This is a genomic window from Ensifer adhaerens, from assembly GCF_020035535.1.
Classification (GTDB): domain Bacteria; phylum Pseudomonadota; class Alphaproteobacteria; order Rhizobiales; family Rhizobiaceae; genus Ensifer.
In genome coordinates this window covers 2,357,157-2,373,031 of sequence record NZ_CP083350.1, presented here as the reverse complement: position 1 = coordinate 2,373,031, position 15,875 = coordinate 2,357,157, and the positions used below count along the sequence as shown (strand labels likewise).

The 15,875-nt window shown below is 62.9% G+C and carries 12 protein-coding genes and 1 pseudogene; 11 read left to right on the top strand and 2 right to left on the bottom strand.

The genetic code is table 11. From position 1 onward, the window contains the following. Positions 1-36: 36 nt before the first annotated feature. The gene (locus tag LAC81_RS30985) at positions 37-354 is read right to left on the bottom strand and encodes an autotransporter domain-containing protein (protein ID WP_223728482.1); all 318 of its coding nucleotides are present in this window, start codon (positions 352-354) and stop codon (positions 37-39) included. Here LAC81_RS30985 and LAC81_RS30980 point away from each other — a divergent pair. The 4 genes from LAC81_RS30980 to LAC81_RS30965 all read left to right on the top strand — a co-directional run bounded on the left by LAC81_RS30980 (position 353) and on the right by LAC81_RS30965 (position 3,254). After that, the gene (locus LAC81_RS30980; protein WP_223728481.1) at positions 353-523 is read left to right on the top strand and encodes a hypothetical protein; all 171 of its coding nucleotides are present in this window, start codon (positions 353-355) and stop codon (positions 521-523) included. The genes LAC81_RS30985 and LAC81_RS30980 overlap by 2 nt on opposite strands. Before the next feature lie 189 nt (positions 524-712). Continuing rightward, the gene (locus LAC81_RS30975; RefSeq protein ID WP_223728480.1) at positions 713-1,324 is read left to right on the top strand and encodes a helix-turn-helix transcriptional regulator; all 612 of its coding nucleotides are present in this window, start codon (positions 713-715) and stop codon (positions 1,322-1,324) included. Beyond that, a complete protein-coding gene (locus tag LAC81_RS30970) occupies positions 1,321-2,295 on the top strand; it encodes an ornithine cyclodeaminase family protein (RefSeq protein ID WP_223728479.1) in 975 nt (324 codons plus the stop codon). The genes LAC81_RS30975 and LAC81_RS30970 overlap by 4 nt, the downstream gene beginning before the upstream one ends. After that, complete coding sequence (locus LAC81_RS30965; RefSeq protein WP_223728478.1) at positions 2,292-3,254, top strand: pyridoxal-phosphate dependent enzyme; 963 nt, start codon at positions 2,292-2,294, stop codon at positions 3,252-3,254. Before LAC81_RS30970 ends, LAC81_RS30965 begins: the two co-directional genes overlap by 4 nt. Before the next feature lie 31 nt (positions 3,255-3,285). Here the strand turns inward: LAC81_RS30965 and LAC81_RS30960 are convergent. Then, positions 3,286-4,227, bottom strand: a pseudogene (locus LAC81_RS30960) (LysR family transcriptional regulator). A 111-nt stretch (positions 4,228-4,338) separates the two neighbouring features. Here LAC81_RS30960 and LAC81_RS30955 point away from each other — a divergent pair. The 7 genes from LAC81_RS30955 to LAC81_RS30925 all read left to right on the top strand — a co-directional run bounded on the left by LAC81_RS30955 (position 4,339) and on the right by LAC81_RS30925 (position 15,875). Further along, positions 4,339-6,138, top strand: coding sequence for an adenine deaminase (locus tag LAC81_RS30955; protein ID WP_223728477.1), 1,800 nt, complete (start codon positions 4,339-4,341; stop codon positions 6,136-6,138). Between the two features lie 58 nt (positions 6,139-6,196). Continuing rightward, positions 6,197-7,597 carry an NCS2 family permease gene (locus LAC81_RS30950; RefSeq protein WP_223728476.1) on the top strand — a complete coding sequence of 467 codons (1,401 nt, stop codon included), beginning with the start codon at positions 6,197-6,199 and terminating at the stop codon, positions 7,595-7,597. A gap of 67 nt (positions 7,598-7,664) precedes the next feature. Continuing rightward, positions 7,665-9,461: an adenine deaminase gene (ade, locus tag LAC81_RS30945; RefSeq protein ID WP_223728475.1), complete on the top strand. Its 1,797-nt coding sequence runs from the start codon at positions 7,665-7,667 to the stop codon at positions 9,459-9,461. Positions 9,462-10,006: 545 nt separating this feature from the next. After that, entirely contained in the window at positions 10,007-11,683 is a 1,677-nt protein-coding gene (locus LAC81_RS30940; protein ID WP_113539730.1) for a putative bifunctional diguanylate cyclase/phosphodiesterase, read from the top strand. Between the two features lie 144 nt (positions 11,684-11,827). Continuing rightward, the gene (locus tag LAC81_RS30935; protein ID WP_223728474.1) at positions 11,828-12,346 is read left to right on the top strand and encodes a ubiquinone biosynthesis methyltransferase UbiE; all 519 of its coding nucleotides are present in this window, start codon (positions 11,828-11,830) and stop codon (positions 12,344-12,346) included. Continuing rightward, positions 12,343-13,518, top strand: a complete 1,176-nt coding sequence (locus tag LAC81_RS30930; RefSeq protein WP_223728473.1) for a class I SAM-dependent methyltransferase — start codon at positions 12,343-12,345, stop codon at positions 13,516-13,518. Before LAC81_RS30935 ends, LAC81_RS30930 begins: the two co-directional genes overlap by 4 nt. Continuing rightward, the gene (locus LAC81_RS30925; protein ID WP_223728472.1) at positions 13,515-15,875 is read left to right on the top strand and encodes a SpoIIE family protein phosphatase; all 2,361 of its coding nucleotides are present in this window, start codon (positions 13,515-13,517) and stop codon (positions 15,873-15,875) included. The genes LAC81_RS30930 and LAC81_RS30925 overlap by 4 nt, the downstream gene beginning before the upstream one ends.

The following is a 15,875-nucleotide window of genomic DNA, read 5'->3' as shown; positions in this document are numbered from 1 at the left end:
CCCGGCCAGCCTCGATACGCTCAGTCAAGGCGGCTCTTAGAAGCTCACCTTGAGCTTGGCGTTGACGCCATGATCGGAGACGCCCGAGGCGATCTGACCGGTGTAGTTGACACCGAAGGTCTCGGTCGGCGCGACCTTGAAGTCGATGCCAGCCTCGACGAGCGCCGCGTCCCTGGCAATCGGCGCCCCGCCGACGGTGAACGCATCCCGACCGACAAAGGCGAGAGTGGAGGTCGGCACGAGATCACCGAAGGCGTGACGCCAGCCAACGGTGCCGCTCAGAACCGCCGCCGTTTCACCGAAGGAAACGTCGGTCGACGTGCGCTGGCTGCTTCGAAAGGCCGGCTTCGACATGGCGCCGATCATCCACGGCTTCGTGCCCGGCCATGTGACAGAGGTCAACCTGCGCAATGCGCTGGCGATCAGCGGCGGCGACATCTCGATCCTGTTCCAGAGCAAGATCTCGATCATCCTCTGGCTCCTGGCTGGCGCCATGGCCGTGATGCCGCTCCTTGTCGGCTGAAGGAAGGCGAAGCGCATGAAGACCGCGACGAGCTAGCTGATCCCCCTCCCTGTAGGCTGCTTGGACAGCGGCGTGCGAGCTCATCGCACGCCGCTGTTGGCGTTCTGAGCGGAAACAAGACTATAAATCCAATATAGACTTTTTCGTCTACGCGTGATTTATGGATTGCTATCGAGGAAGAGGAACGCCGTGCCCCCAGAACTCCGCCCCTATTGCCTGGTCTGCGACGCGATCGCCTTGCTGTTCCAGCCCTACGCTGAGGTTGTGCTGCACGATCTGGCGACTGGAACCGTCGTCCACATCGCCGGCAACTTCTCCAAGCGCGAGATCGGCGACCCCTCGCTGCTGAGCGAAATCGGATTCAGGGAAGGCGATGCGATCATCGGCCCCTACGAAAAGGTCAACTGGGACGGCCGGTCGATCAAGGCGATCAGCGCGGTCTTGCGCGATACGGCCGACAAGGCGATCGGCGTGCTCTGCATCAACGCCGACGTTTCGGACTTCCATGCAGCACTCCGCACGCTGAATGCGCTCGTCCGCGTTCCCGTCGACGCCGACAAGCCGGAGAGCCTGTTTCGGGAGGACTGGCACGAACGCGTCAACGAATATGTCCAGCAGTGGACGGCTGCCCGCGGGCTGACGATTTCGACGATGAGCCGCACCGACAAGCAAGAACTTGTCATCGCCCTTTCGTCAAACGGCGCCTTCGGCGGCAAGAATGCAGCCTCCTACATCTCGCGCATCCTCGGCATGGGCCGCGCGACCGTCTACAAATATCTGAGCCAGGGGAGCGCGCCATGATTGTCGTCGGCCGTGAGAAACTCGCCTCCCTGCCGTTGCTGACCCTCGCCGCACCGGCCATCCGCGACGCCTATATCGCCGTCACCGACGGCCGGGCCAACCTGCCGCCGGTCGGCTACCTGCCGCTTTCCGGCCGCAATGCGGATTGCCACATCAAATACGGCTACATCGAAGGCGATCCGATCTTCGTCGTGAAGATCGCCTCCGGTTTCTACGACAATCCGGCCAAGGGACTGCCGTCGAGCAACGGCATGATGGTCGCAGTATCCTCGGAGACCGGCGACGTGGTGGCCGTGCTCGACGACAAGGGCCTGCTCACCGATCTGCGAACCGGCATCGGCGGCGCGATCGCGACCATGGCGCTCTGGCGCAAGAACGCCCGATCGATCGGGATCGTCGGCACCGGCACGCAAGCGCGCATCCAGATCCGCGCGCTTGCCGCGCTCTCGGATCGTCCACTGCGGTTCACGGTTTGGGGGCGATCCATGGAACGGGCAAACGCCGTGCTTGCCGATCTCGTAGAGCTTGTTCCCATCGCGGCGACAACCGATCTTGAGATGCTCTGCCGCCAGTCCGATGCGATCGTAACGACGACACCATCGAAGGAGCCGCTGATCCGATCGGACTGGATCGCGCCTGGCACCCATATCACCGCCATGGGCGCGGACGCACCCGGCAAGCAGGAGCTCGAAACTGCCCTCGCTGCCCGCGCCGACCGCCTCTTTGTCGATCTCGCCGAGCAATGCCTGGACCATGGCGAACTCTCCGCGGCGGCGCGCGCCGGGCTGATCAGCGCGAACCGCTGTGTCGCGCTCGGCGCAGTCCTTTCCGGTGCGGCCGAAGGCCGGTGTTCGGATCGGGACATCACCATCGCCGACCTCACAGGGATCGCGACGCAGGACATCGCCATCGCCCGCACCGTGCTCGATGAACTTGGCCTGCTCGGCCACCCGCAAGGAACAACCGCATGACCAAAGACGTCCTCAAAACGGCCGCGCGCGCTGTCCGCGCACGCCAGCGCATCCGATCCTTCATCTACGAGACTCCGCTTATCCCGTCTCGCGCGGTCGGACAGCAGACATCCACGACGGTGCTTTTCAAGGCGGAAAACCTGCAACTGACCGGCTCCTTCAAGATCCGGGGCGCTGCGAGCAAGATGACCTCGCTGCCAAGGGACCAGCAGGTGATCACCGCTTCCTCCGGCAACCACGGCATTGGTGCTGCCCACGCAGCAAGCGCGATCGGCCAGAAGTTGACGGTCGTACTGCCCGAGATCGTCAAACCGGCAAAGCTGGAGCGCATCCGCGCTTACGGCGTCAACGTCGTCCTCCACGGTTCAGAGACCGGGCTTGCCGAACAGCATGCGCAGCGGCGGGCTGCGACCGAGAAACTCGGCTACGTCTCGCCCTACAACGACCCGGAAATCATCGCCGGACAAGGCACGATCGCGCTTGAACTCCTGGAGCAGGCCGAACGCATCGATAATGTCTTCATCGCCATGGGCGGCGGCGGACTGATCAGCGGCATCGGCTCGGTGCTGAAGAGCTTCAGCCCGCACACCCGCGTCATCGGCGTCTCCGCGGCAAATTCGGCGGCGCTCGCGGCCTCGATGAAGGCTGGCCGGGTGGTCGAAACCGAGCACCTCGACACGCTCGCCGATGCCGTCGCCGGTGGTCTCGACGGAGACAGCGTGACACTCGGGCTTGCGATAGCCGTCGTCGATGAGGTCGTGACCTGCACGGAAGCTGAGATCACAGCCGCGATGCGCGACCTGCTTCTTGGCGAGCACATGCTGGTCGAAGGGGCGGCAGCTCTGGCACTTGCCGGCTTCCGGCAGATCGCAGACAGATGCACCGGCCAGACCAATGTCATCCTGCTCTGCGGCGGGAATGTCGACGGCGCCAGCGTGCTGCCTTCGTTGCTTGGCTAGAGACGCCGCTGCATGACGTTGCCCCTAGCCTCTAGAGGCTGACGCGCTCGACGTAGTAACGCGGGATCTTTACGCGGTCCCGGTCGCGGTAGAACTCGATACAGAAATCGACGAAGGCCTTGAACCGCTTCGAGACGTGCCGGCGGCGCGAATAGATGAGGTTGATCGCCGTCTGCGGCGAGCGCCAGTCAGCAAGCACCGGCTCCAGCAATCCCGCCTGCCGCTCGGTCTCGACGAAGAAGTCGGGCAGATAGGCGATGCCCTCGCCGGCAACGGCGAAATACTTGATCGTCCAGTAGTCGTTGGTGGTACAGGTGGACGTCGGCAGAAGGTCCACCTCATCCTCTCCGGCCTGCGTCAGATATCAGGACTGCAGCCGCGTCGGCTGGCGGAAGACGAGGCCGCGATGGCCGGCAAGCGCATCCGGATCATCCGGCTGGCCATGGCGGGCGATGTATTGGGGGCTGGCGAAGAGGCCGTAGGACGAGACCGAAAGCCGCCGGCTGATGTAGTCCACATCGGAAGGCTCGCCCCAGTGGAAAATGCCGTCGAGCGCCTGTTCGGTGACATCGGAAAAGGGCTGGCGTGAGGACAGGAACACGACGTCGAGATTGACCTGCGGATATTGCTGGCGGAAGGCGTAGAGCAGTTCCGAGGTGATGGTCGTGCCGAATTCGCCGGTCGAGCCTACGCGCAGCGTGCCCGCCACCTCCTGGCGCATCTCCGCCATCGCCGTTGCCGCATCGTCGCAATTCGACTGGATCAGGCGCGCGTAGCGCAGGAATTCGGCGCCCGCGTCGGTCACATGCAACTGATGGCCCTCGCGCACGAAGAGTTCGATGCCGAACTCATCCTCCAATTGCCGGATCTTATGGCTGATCGTCGATTTCGGCAGGCGATGGCGCCTGGAAGCCGCTGAAATCGAACGGGAATCCGCAACTTTCACAAAGCAGTCGATAAGCGAGAGATCCATATTTCGTCCAAAATCTTGTACGATATGTCCAGAGATTAGCCTATTTCGGCCCATTGTGTAAACGGCGGGGAATTGGGAATATTCACTGGAGCTAAGGGAGAAGAGGTTCCAGTGAGCGATATCAGAGAATTCATTCGCGCCGCGTCCGGCACCGGCGGCAAGGCAACCCTGGCGATCTGCGGCGGTCGCCTGGTCAACGTCGTTTCGGAAGAGATCTATCAGGCCGACGTCGCCATCTATGGCGAACGCATTATCGCCGTCGGCGACATCTCCGACTATATCGGGCCCGAGACGAAGATTGTCGACGCCACCGGCAAGTACCTGGCACCGGGCATGATCGACGGGCATCTGCATGTCGAATGCTCGAAGATGTCGCTGACGAGCTTTGCCAAGGCCGTCGTGCCGCTTGGCACCACCTCGATCGTCACCGGTCTCGACCAGATCATCGTCGTCGGCGGCCCCGCCGCCGCACGCGAGTTTCTCGACGAAGCCAAGCAGACGCCGCTTAGGGTATTCTGGGGCGCGCCGTGCAAGACGCCCTACACCATGCCGCGTTCGACCGTCGGCCACTATTTCAGCCCGGCCGATCACCAGGCGACGCATCACTGGCCGGAATGCGTCGGCATCTGGGAAACCGTGCGCGAATTCATCCAGGAGGAAGACGCCGACGTTCTAGCGGCGCTGGAACTCGCCGAAAAGAGCCGACTGCCGGTGCTCGGCTGCTGCCCGATGACCCGGGGCGCGCGGCTCAACGGCTACCAGCAGTCCGGCGTGCGCGCCGACCACGAGAGCTACACGCCGGAAGAAATGCTCGAAAAGCTGCGGGCCGGCATGCATGTCGTGGTGCGTGAATCCTCGATCTCGCACTTCCTCGCCGACAATCTGCGCATCGTCACGGAAATGGGTGCCAAGGCGCTCCGCCGCATCAGCTTCTGCACCGACGACGTGGTCGCGAGCGACATCCTGAAGCGGGGCCATCTCGACAACATGGTGCGCATGGCGATCGCCATGGGCATTTCGCCGATGGCGGCGATCCAGATGGCGACGATCAACGGCGCCGATGCGCTCCGCATCGACGACAAGGTCGGCTCGATCTCCCCCGGCCGCGCCGCCGACATCCTGCTCGTTGACGACCTGCGCAACTTCAACATCGAGACCGTCGTCGCCAAGGGCGAGGTGGTCGCCCGCGATGGCAAGATGGCGATCGAGTTGACGCCGCCCGAGCGCAGCGTCGCCCTTCTCAACTCGGTCAAGGTGAAACCGCTCCAGCCGGGTGACCTCAAGGTCGCCTACGCCGGCGCCGGCGACACGGCCGAGGCCATGGCAATCGCCGTCACACCGGAAAAGATCTTCGTGCGCACCCGCCGCGACGTGACGCTGGAAGTCAAGGACGGAAAGGTGCTCGCCGATCCCGCAAGGGACGTGCAATACGTCACCGTTGTCGAACGCTACGGCAAGACGCAGAACCGCCCGGTCGCCTTTGCTTCCGGTTTCGGGCTCAAGGAAGGGGCGATCGCCAGTTCCACGGCCCCGGACGACAACAACATCATCTGCATCGGCGCCGATCTCGAGGACATGCGTATCGCCATCAACCACCTGATCGCCAACAATGGCGGCCAGGTCGTGGTCAGAAACGGCAAGGTCGAAGCCTTCCTGCACCTGCCGATCGGCGGCATCGTCTCCGACATCGAACCGGCCGAGATGGCGGCGCTGGAAGACCAGCTCGACGATGCGGCCCGTGCGCTCGGCTGCCCGCTGCCCTGGCCCTTCATGTACATGTTCGTGTTGCAGATCACCGCGATCCCGGAATATGCGATCACCGATCTCGGTGTCGTCGACTGCGTCCGGCTGAAGGTGATTTCGCCGTTTTCGCCCGCAAGCGGAGACGAGCGCGCCGAAGCCGCGGAATAGTGCTCAAGGGGGGCCGGTTTGACCGGCCCCCTTCGTCGTTTCAAAAAAGGGGAACAAAATGAACATTCAGAACAAGTCCGTGGAGGCGGCGCCGGGCCCGGGGGGATCCTGGTTTCACGCGCTTCTCGACCGCTACTTCCAGATCTCGCGCTTCGGCTCGACCGTCCGCACGGAGATCCTCGCGGGTCTTACGACCTTTCTCGCCGCCTCCTACGTGATCGTCGTCAACCCGTCGATCCTCGCCCATGCCGGCATTCCGTTTTCGGCAGGCGTGACGGCGACCGTGCTTGTCAGCTTCATCGGCAGTTGCGCCATGGGGCTTTATGCGCGCAGCCCCATCCTGGTGGCGCCCGGCATGGGCATCAATGCGCTCTTTGCCTATACGATGGTGGTCGGTGCCAAGGTTCCGCTCGAGGTCGCGCTCGGCTGCGTCTTCTGGGCCGGCGTGCTCTTCACCGTCATGGCGTTCTTCAACCTGCGCCAGACGATCATCGAGGCGATCCCGGTCGATCTGCGCTACGGCATTGCCTGCGGCATCGGCTTGTTCATCGCGCTGATCGGCCTGGAGAACGCCAAGTTCATCGTCGCCAACCCCGACACCATCGTCGGCCTGACGCAGTTCAATCCGGTGACGCTCACCTTCATCGCCGGCTTCATCCTGACGGTCGCTCTCGTGGTGCGACGGATCCCCGGCGCGATGATGGCCGGCATGATCCTGACGACGATCCTTGCAGTCCCGATCGGCCGCTGGTGGGGCGACGGCAGCGCCTTCTCGCCGGAGACGCCGGATGTTCACACCTTGGTCAACTGGAGCGGCTTTTCGGCGGCACCGGATTTCAGCTTCGTCGGCCAGATCGATCTCATCGGCGCGCTGAACCTGATCTACCTGCCCTTCATCTTCGTCTTCCTGTTCACAAACTTCATCGAGGCGCTATCGACCTTCCTCGGACTTGCGGAAGCGGCCGACCTCAAGGACGAGACCGGCATGCCGCGTAATATCCGCGAGTCCATGCATGTCGATGCGATCGCGGCGTTGATCTCCGCGCCGCTCGGCACCAGCCCGGCAACGGTCTATCTCGAATCCGGCGCCGGCATCCAGCAAGGGGGCCGGACGGGTCTCGTCGCGCTGGTTGCGGGTCTTCTCTTCGTGCCTTTCCTGTTCCTGTCGCCGCTACTTTCGCTGGTGCCGGCGGTAGCGACCGCACCGGTGCTGATCCTCACGGGCCTTTTCATGTCCGAGCCGATCAGCAACATCCGTTGGAGCGCGCTCGACGAGGCGATCCCCGCTTTCCTTGCGATCGTATTGATCCCGCTCACGTTCTCGATCACGCTCGGCCTGTCGCTTGCTATCATCGCCTATGTGCTGATCAAGCTGGTCTGCGGCCGGGCCGGCGATGTAAGACCGGTCATGTGGTTCGTCGCGCTGCTTGCCGCAGCCCTCGTCGCCCAGACCCAGTAACCGCCAGAAAATCCTTCGGCGCCCTCAATGCCGGGGCGCCGACATCGCCCATCCGAAGGAAACTGTCATGCTTCAATCCTGGTCGAAGACCGCACCCGAACTGGTCGACGTCGCCATGGGCCGCAAGCCCGCCGATCTCGTGATCCGCAACGGCAAATGGGTCAATGTCTATTCCGGCGAGATCATCCCCGGCACCGACATCGCCGTCAAAGCCGGCCGCTTCGCTTATGTCGGGCCGGACGCCAGCTACACGATCGGCGACGCCACCAAGGTCGTCGACGCCGCCGGCCGCTATCTCGTGCCCGGCCTCTGCGATGCGCACATGCATGTGGAAAGCGGTCTCGTCACCGTCACCGAATTTGCCCGCGCCGTAATTCCACACGGCACCACCACCATGTTTATCGACCCGCACGAGATCGCCAACGTGCTCGGCCTTGCCGGCGTCCGGCTGATGAACGAGGAAGCCCAGAGCCTGCCGATCAACGTGCTCGTCCAGGTCCCGAGCTGCGTGCCGAGCGCACCCGGCCTTGAAACCGCCGGCGCCGAGCTTTCGGCTAACGACGTCGCCGAGGCATTGTCTTGGCCGAACGTCATCGGCCTTGGCGAAATGATGAATTTCCCCGGCGTCGCCGGAAACGACCCGAAGATGATGGCCGAGATCGCGGCCACCCAGGATGCCCGGCTCACCGTCGGTGGGCACTATGCCTCGCCGCATCTCGGCCGCGAATTCCACGCCTATGCCGCCGGCGGCCCGGCCGATGACCATGAAGGCACGACGGTCGACGACGCAATCGCTCGCGTTCGCCAGGGCATGCGCGCCATGCTGCGCCTCGGCTCCGCCTGGTACGACGTGGCGGCACAGATCAAGGCCGTCACCGAATCCGGCCTCGACCCGCGCAACTTCCTGCTCTGCACCGACGACAGCCACTCCGGCACTCTGGTTCACGACGGCCACATGAACCGCGTGGTGCGCCATGCGATCGCACAAGGCCTGAAGCCCGTCACCGCGATCCAGATGGCGACGCTCAACACCGCCCAGCATTTCGGCCTTGAGCGCGAGATCGGATCGATCGCGCCAGGCCGGCGGGCCGATCTGATCATCACCTCGGATCTCGCGGCATTGCCGATTGAAATGGTGTTTGCCCGCGGCGAACTGATGGCCGAAAGCGGGGCACTGGTGCGCGATATCCCAGCCTATGTCTATCCGGAAAGCGCCTGCAACACCGTGCATCTCGGCCGGGTGCTGGCCGCCGCGGATTTCGACATCGCGTCCAACGCACGTGCGACGCGCGCGCGGGTCAACGTCATCGGCGTCGTCGAGAACCAGGCGCCGACGCGGGCGCTTCAGGCCGAGGTCGCAATCGAAAACGGCCTCGTGCAGATGGACCGTACGAACGACATCTGCCAGATCGCACTCGTCGAGCGCCACCGCGGCACCGGCGACGTGGTCAACGCCTTCGTCTCCGGCTTCGGCTATGACAGCGATTGCGCCATGGCGAGCACCGTCGCCCATGACAGCCACCACATGATCGTCGTCGGCACGAACAAGGCGGACATGGCGAAGGCCGCCAACCGCCTGCACGAGGTCGGCGGCGGCATCGTCGTCATCAAAGAAGGCCGAGAGCTGGCTCTGGTCGAGCTGCCCGTCGCCGGGCTGATGTCGGATCAGCGGGCGGAGATCGTCGCCGAGAAGGCCGCCGCCATCGTCGAGGCCATGCGCGCCTGCGGCTGCCGGCTCAACAACGCCTATATGCAGCATTCGCTGCTGGCCCTCGTCGTCATTCCGGAGCTCAGGATTTCCGACAAGGGCCTGATCGACGTTCGGACCTTCCAGAAGACCGACGTGATTCTGAGCACGCACTGATCACGGTTCAGGATCGGCCGCCTCACCAGGCGGCCGATCCTTGAGCGCGATGTGCCGAGACGGCTATGAACCGGAGACTGGCCGTCCAATCCCCCGATTTCTTCTTTTATGGTTAACCCGCGCCTGGGGAAAACGGTACCTGCCGCTCGCCCGTTCAAATCAACCATTCGTCGAACCCAGGCAGGTAGCCCTGGCGCCGCAAATCGTGTTCCAGGCCGCTGTCCTGCAATGGGATTGCGCTATGGGCCGACCTTTGGCGCAGGATCGAACCGACACCAAATTGCATGCAATGATGGTAAATGATAAAAGAAGGAGCTTATATACAACCGTGCAGGGCAATGGCTGCCACGCCAGGCTCGCCATGTTTCGAAGCGAGGTTTCCACAGGCCATTATCCGCGTGCGGCAAGGGCATTGACCCGGATACGTCGCGCGATAGCTTTGGAGAAGGACCACCCACGCCGCAATGCCGCGCGTGGCTGTGTCCCCGGGAGCCGCGACCGCTGCTGTCCCCGGGCGAGTTCGGAACAGAAAGGGAAAGGCAAGTATGCCGGACACTGACGCAAACTTGTCTGCTTCAGCTTCAGTGCAAGATCCCGTCGCGGCCAACGCCGATGACATCCTCTCGTTCTACGACGAGGCGTTTCACCTGACCGGCGCGTCGCCGGCGCTTCAGGAGACCTACGAGGTCGGTACGCTGGTCGATGCAACCTTGTGGCACCTCTATCCCGAACTGCTAGCCCCTGCCTCAAAGGCGACGGTCGCGTCGGTGATCGCAAACGGCGTGCCCAGAAGCGTTGAAGTCATTGACGCCAACACCAAGTCCAAGCGCACGCTTCTGGTCTTCCGCGCCTTGCGCGGCATCGGCGTGCTTGAAACCAGCGGCCGCTCGACACGCCGCGAGGTCGGCAGCCATGGCGAGAGCGAAAGGGCGCTGCTTCTGCACCAGGCAACGCACGATGTGCTGACGGGCCTGCCCAATCGTCGCCAATTCAGCGACGACCTGCAGAACATCCTGCCGACGCCCGGCGAAAAACTGGCACTGATGCAGATCGACCTCGACGATTTCAAGCCGGTCAACGATACGCTCGGCCACGGCGCTGGCGACGCCGTGCTCAAGATGGCGGCTGAGCGCATTCGCGGCGCGCTCCGCGATGGCGAGGTGGCCTATCGCCTGGCCGGCGACGAATTCGCCGTCATCCAGCGACACAGCGATCAGCCGACGGATGCCGAATATCTCGCCGAGGCCTTGATCCAGTCGTTCAATGAGCCGTTCACGATCGACGGCATCGCGGTTTTCGTCGGCGCCAGCATCGGCATTGCCATCGCTCCCAATGATGGCAACGAGATCGAGCAGTTGATGAAGGCGGCGGACATCGCGCTTTATGCCGCAAAGAAGGACGGACGGGGACGGGCAAAAACGTTCAGCCGCTCGATGCTGATCGTTCTGGAGCAGCGGGAAATGCTGCGTCGCAGCCTGCGCACCGCGCTGCAGGACAATCAGTTTTCCATCGAGTACCAGCCGCTCGTCGAACCGCCGTTCTCGATCGTCGGCTTCGAAGCGCTGGTGCGCTGGCACCATCCGCTGGTGGGTGTCATCCCACCCAACGTCTTCATTCCCATGGCGGAAGCCGATGGGTTGATGAACGAGATCGGCCAATGGGTGCTGGAAGAGGCCTGCCGACAGGCCGCCACCTGGCCGTCGCACTTCACCGTCGCCGTCAATCTGTCGCCGGCCGAATTCCTGCGGGAGGGACTGACCGACCGCATCGCCCAGGCGCTCGACATGGCGGGCCTCAGGGCAGACCGGCTCGAGTTGGAAGTTACGGAAACGGTCCTGCTTGAGCGCACCACCAACAATCTGGACACGCTGAATACGCTGAACGTGCTGGGCATCCAGATCTCGCTCGACGATTTCGGCACCTTCTACTCCTCACTCAGCTACCTCAAGAACTTCCCCTTCGACACGATCAAGATCGACCGATATTTCATCAAGGACCTCGAGAGCGACGAGAAGAGCCAGACAATCGTTCGATCGATCATCGGGCTTGCGCATGGCCTTGGCATGCGGGTCACCGCCGAAGGCGTGGAAACGATGGGACAGGCGGTCTGGCTGCGAAAAGAGGGATGCGACCGGCTGCAGGGCTATTTCTTGGGCATGCCCATGCCGGCAGAAGCGATCGGCGCCTATCTCCGCCGCTCGTCGGCAATGGCGACGCTCTAGCGGCATCCGTGCGTTGCGCGCCGTGAAACGCGGCGCAAAACCTGGGTTGTTTACGTGCAAGATCCGGGGGGTGCCTGGTTACAAATCATTATAGAAACTGCGTTATGGCCGTGGCAGAGTTCGGGGTGCGGAGGACATTGCTGTATGGGTGCAACTGTCAATAAGACCACGGAGGCGGCTTTCGAGCCCCTGCTGCAGTTCGATATGGAGATGGAAGATTTCCTCTCGGACTGGCATCACTGCGACCATGTTTCGAGCTACCTTGCCCGCATGATCAGCCACAACAGAACCGATCCTGTGAGGCATTCGAACTTCTTCTCCTCCGCCTTGAACGAGCTTCTCGAAGTTTCGTTTCGCGGCGGTACCACCGACGGGAAGATTGGCCTGTCGATCTATCGCCAAGGCGCCACGGAACGGGTTCAGCTGAGCTTTCCATGCCCGCCTGCCCAGGTGCGCTTCTATCGCGAGGCGGTATCGAGAACCCGTGAGAGCGATGCCCAGGCCCGCTATCTCGACGCCATTTCCAACGATCTTGCCCCCAGCCGGGAATCGGTGCTTCTGGACCTCGCGGTCAACTATGACGCCCGCCTCCGGCTTGACGAGGATGCGGCGCCGGCAATCACCCTGATCGTGGACCTTCCTCTTGAAGGAATGGTGAGTTGATCGCGGCGGGCCTTACTCAGCGCTTCAAGGTCGACTTCGATCCGAACAGCCAGGTCTTCTCGCTCGCCGGGACGATCCGGCCGCGTTCGATCGATGAAATCGCCGAGAGCATTCACGCGCTGCGGGAAGCGATCGATGCGGTGCGCGGCGTTCTCTATATCGATGTGAAGCGACTCATCCAGATGAACAATACGGCCTTCCAGGCCTTCATCCGGGTCGCCCTCGACGCCTGCCGGGAGCGGTCGGACCTGCGCCTGATCGTCGTCACTTCAAGCGTCGTCGGCTGGACGACGCGCATGTTCCGGCACCTGAGTACGATCGAGCCGCAGATCTCCGTCGAGGTCTATGATTCGATGTTCTATCCCGGCCAGGACTACTTCGAGGATACGAGCTTCATTCCCATCCTCCGCGCGCAGACGAAACTGACGTGGCGGCACGAACGAGACATCCTGCCGCGCCACGGCATGCGGCCGGGCATCGCCATGGCCGACATCTGCTGCGGCATCGGCGATTTCGCCGTGCTCGCGCAGAAGGAGTTTCAGCCGGCGCGGATCGTCGCCCTCGACCATTCGAAGGCGAGCCTCTCCTATGCCCGCAATGTGGCGACGGACTTCGGCGTGACGGGTATCGAATATACCTACGGCGACGCGTCGGAGATGCTACTCGAGGACAACCAGTTCGACTTCGTGACCTGCCGACACTCGCTGCAGGTATTCAATCATCCGGAGCTGCTTCTCAAGGAACTGTATCGGATCGTGAAGCCGGGCGGTCGAGTCTACATCACCAACGAGAAGAACTCGCACTGCCTCGGCGAGCCACGGGCGCAAAGCATCCAATGGACCTATAATGAACTCGCGAGGCTTTTGAGCCATTTCGAGATGGATGTGGAGCTCGGGCCGAAGAGCAGGCGCTATCTCGCCGACGCGGGCTTCGACGACATCCTGGTCGAATCCTTCATGGTCACCAATCTGGACGGTGACCCGCAGGATTTCGCCGACATCATCGCCGGCTGGGAGAAGATGTTTACGGTAATGGCGGCGAGACACGGCGAGGCACCTGAATTTATCGACCGTTTTCGCCAGGGCTTCCGGGATCACATCTTCGCGGCACTGCACCCGAAGGGCTATGCGGGCTGGCCGATCTGGGCAGCGTCCGGGCGCAAACCGCTATGAGCGCAAGCACTATCCAACGTCCCCGGTTCGGCTTGAGATCCTTCCGCGCCAAGTTCGTGCTGGTCGTCGGCAGCGCCGTGCTCTTCGACCTCCTGCTGACAGGCGGTCTCGCGCTCTGGAACGTTCAAAGATTGTCGCGCGACGCAACGACTGAGGTTGGACAGGGCCTGCAAAAGGCCAACGAAGATTACATGCTCACCTACGCGGAATCGACGGCCGCGCGCGTTAATCTTCTCCTCGGCCAGGTTCACGCCGACGTCGCCACGCTCGCGGGCGTGCTCCAGGCGCAGATCGACCGGCCTGCGCGCAGGTCCGACGTCGGGGAGGCACTTGCCCGGCACGCGCCGGAATCCGCTACCGTGGTCTACGATCCCAAAGGTGGGTGGGCGCAGAACCTTCCGGGACCGCTCTCGAGCGTCAGTGTTTGGAGCTATCTCCTTGGCCCCGACCACCGGCCGCTACCCGAGGTGCAGGCCGACATCGAGAACAGCGCCGTTCTCGATCTGGTTGCTCCCGCCCTGCTTGCGCACGGCCGGTCCAAACTGCAGATGTACTACGTCGGACCAAAGGAACGGCCAATCTTGCGGATGGCGCCCTATGCCGACCAGGCGCAGACGTTCGACCGTCTCTACCCCGGTCACAACGAGGCCAACTTCTGGAACTTCTTCTTCCCCGGGCTCTACGAGTCCTGGGAGGAATGGGCGAAGTCTCCGACCCTCAGGCCCGTCGCGGCCGATACCACGCAAACGGCACCCTATACGGATGCCGCCTCGGGGAAACTGATCGTCAGTTTCTTCCAGCCGCTCTGGACCCGCGACCGCAAGGGTGTCGCCGGCGCGACGGGAACCGATATCACGCTCGATCAGCTGGCCGAGGTTGTCGAAAGCGTCAAAGTCGGCGACAGCGGCTTCGGCTTTCTGGTTATGTCCGACGGCAACGTGCTTGCCATCAATCCGGTCGGCGAAAAGGTGATCGGCCTGCAGCGGTCGAGCGATACTGGTGGACAAGGCGTCACCGGGTTGGAGCGCTCGCTACGCCGCAGCGTACAGCCCGCGATCGCAGAGTTGCCGCTTGGCGCCGATGGCGCCATTCAGCGGGTGCTGCTCGACGAGGGCGGTGAGAAGGTCCCCTACCTCATGCTCCTGAAACAGCTCGAGCCAGAGAACTTCTGGGTGTCCGGTCCGGTGCGCCGCGAGACCATGTCGATTGGCATCGTCGTGCCGGAGCGGGAAATCTATGCCTCCCTGTTTGCCGCACAGGCGAGTATCTCTGAAGCGACAAACCGCATCCTCGTGTATCAGATCCTGGCCCTGCTCGCCTCGCTTCTGTTCGTCACGCTCGCCGTGTTCGGCATTTCCAAGCGGGTTACCCGCGGCATCAGCGCGCTCGCCGAAGCGGCAACCAGCATCGAGGCGAAGGACTATTCCGTCCGTGTGCCGATCACGACGCGCGACGAAGTCGGTGAAGCCGGTATCGCCTTCAACCGCATGGCGGAAGAGATCAGCTATCACACCGAGAACCTCGAAAACCTGGTGACCGAACGCACAAAGCAGCTCGAGGACGCCAACCATCAGATTTCGACGCTGAATACCCAACTGCGCAGCGAGAACCTGCGCCTTGGCGCCGAACTCGCCGTCGCCAAGCAGATCCAGATGATGGTGCTGCCGAAGGCCGGTGAGCTCGCTGAAATCGCCGACCTCGAGATCGCGGCCTATATGCGACCGGCCGATGAGGTGGGAGGCGACTACTATGACGTGCTGCGCGACGGCGAGCGGCTTAAGATCGGCATCGGCGACGTCACCGGTCACGGCCTCGAAAGCGGTGTGCTGATGCTGATGGTGCAGTCCGTCGCTCGTGCCTTGCAGGAAGCCGGCGACATGGATCCGGAGGTGTTCCTCAACCGGCTCAACCGCGCCATCTACAAGAACATCGTGCGGACCAATACCGACAAGCATCTGTCACTGGCCTTCCTCGATTACGACGCTGGCCGCCTGACACTGTCGGGGCAGCACGAGGAGCTGATCGTCGTGCGCAAAGGTGCGGAAATCGAACGGATCGACACGCTCGACCTCGGCCTGCCGATCGGCCTGGAATCGGACATTTCGCGCTTTGTTGCCACCCGCGAGATCTCCTTCGGCCGCGGCGACATGATCGTGCTGCACACGGATGGCGTGACCGAGGCGGCGAACGCCAAGGGCGAACTATTTGGCATCGAGCGGCTGTGCGAGAGTGCCGGGAAGTTTTACGGACAGAGCGCCGAGGACGTCAAATCGGGTATCATCGAGGACCTGATGACGCATATCGGCAAGCAGAAGATTTACGACGACATCACGCTCGTCGTCATGAGACACAGGTGA

What these genes read in the sequence shown, in the direction of transcription:
- LAC81_RS30980 (WP_223728481.1), top strand. Translation starts at nt 353, where the DNA reads ATGGCGCCGATCATCCACGGCTTCGTGCCCGGCCATGTGACAGAGGTC.
- LAC81_RS30985 (WP_223728482.1), bottom strand. Translation starts at nt 354, where the DNA reads ATGTCGAAGCCGGCCTTTCGAAGCAGCCAGCGCACGTCGACCGACGTT.
- LAC81_RS30970 (WP_223728479.1), top strand. Translation starts at nt 1,321, where the DNA reads ATGATTGTCGTCGGCCGTGAGAAACTCGCCTCCCTGCCGTTGCTGACC.
- LAC81_RS30965 (WP_223728478.1), top strand. Translation starts at nt 2,292, where the DNA reads ATGACCAAAGACGTCCTCAAAACGGCCGCGCGCGCTGTCCGCGCACGC.
- LAC81_RS30950 (WP_223728476.1), top strand. Translation starts at nt 6,197, where the DNA reads ATGAACATTCAGAACAAGTCCGTGGAGGCGGCGCCGGGCCCGGGGGGA.
- ade (WP_223728475.1), top strand. Translation starts at nt 7,665, where the DNA reads ATGCTTCAATCCTGGTCGAAGACCGCACCCGAACTGGTCGACGTCGCC.
- LAC81_RS30940 (WP_113539730.1), top strand. Translation starts at nt 10,007, where the DNA reads ATGCCGGACACTGACGCAAACTTGTCTGCTTCAGCTTCAGTGCAAGAT.
- LAC81_RS30935 (WP_223728474.1), top strand. Translation starts at nt 11,828, where the DNA reads ATGGGTGCAACTGTCAATAAGACCACGGAGGCGGCTTTCGAGCCCCTG.
- LAC81_RS30925 (WP_223728472.1), top strand. Translation starts at nt 13,515, where the DNA reads ATGAGCGCAAGCACTATCCAACGTCCCCGGTTCGGCTTGAGATCCTTC.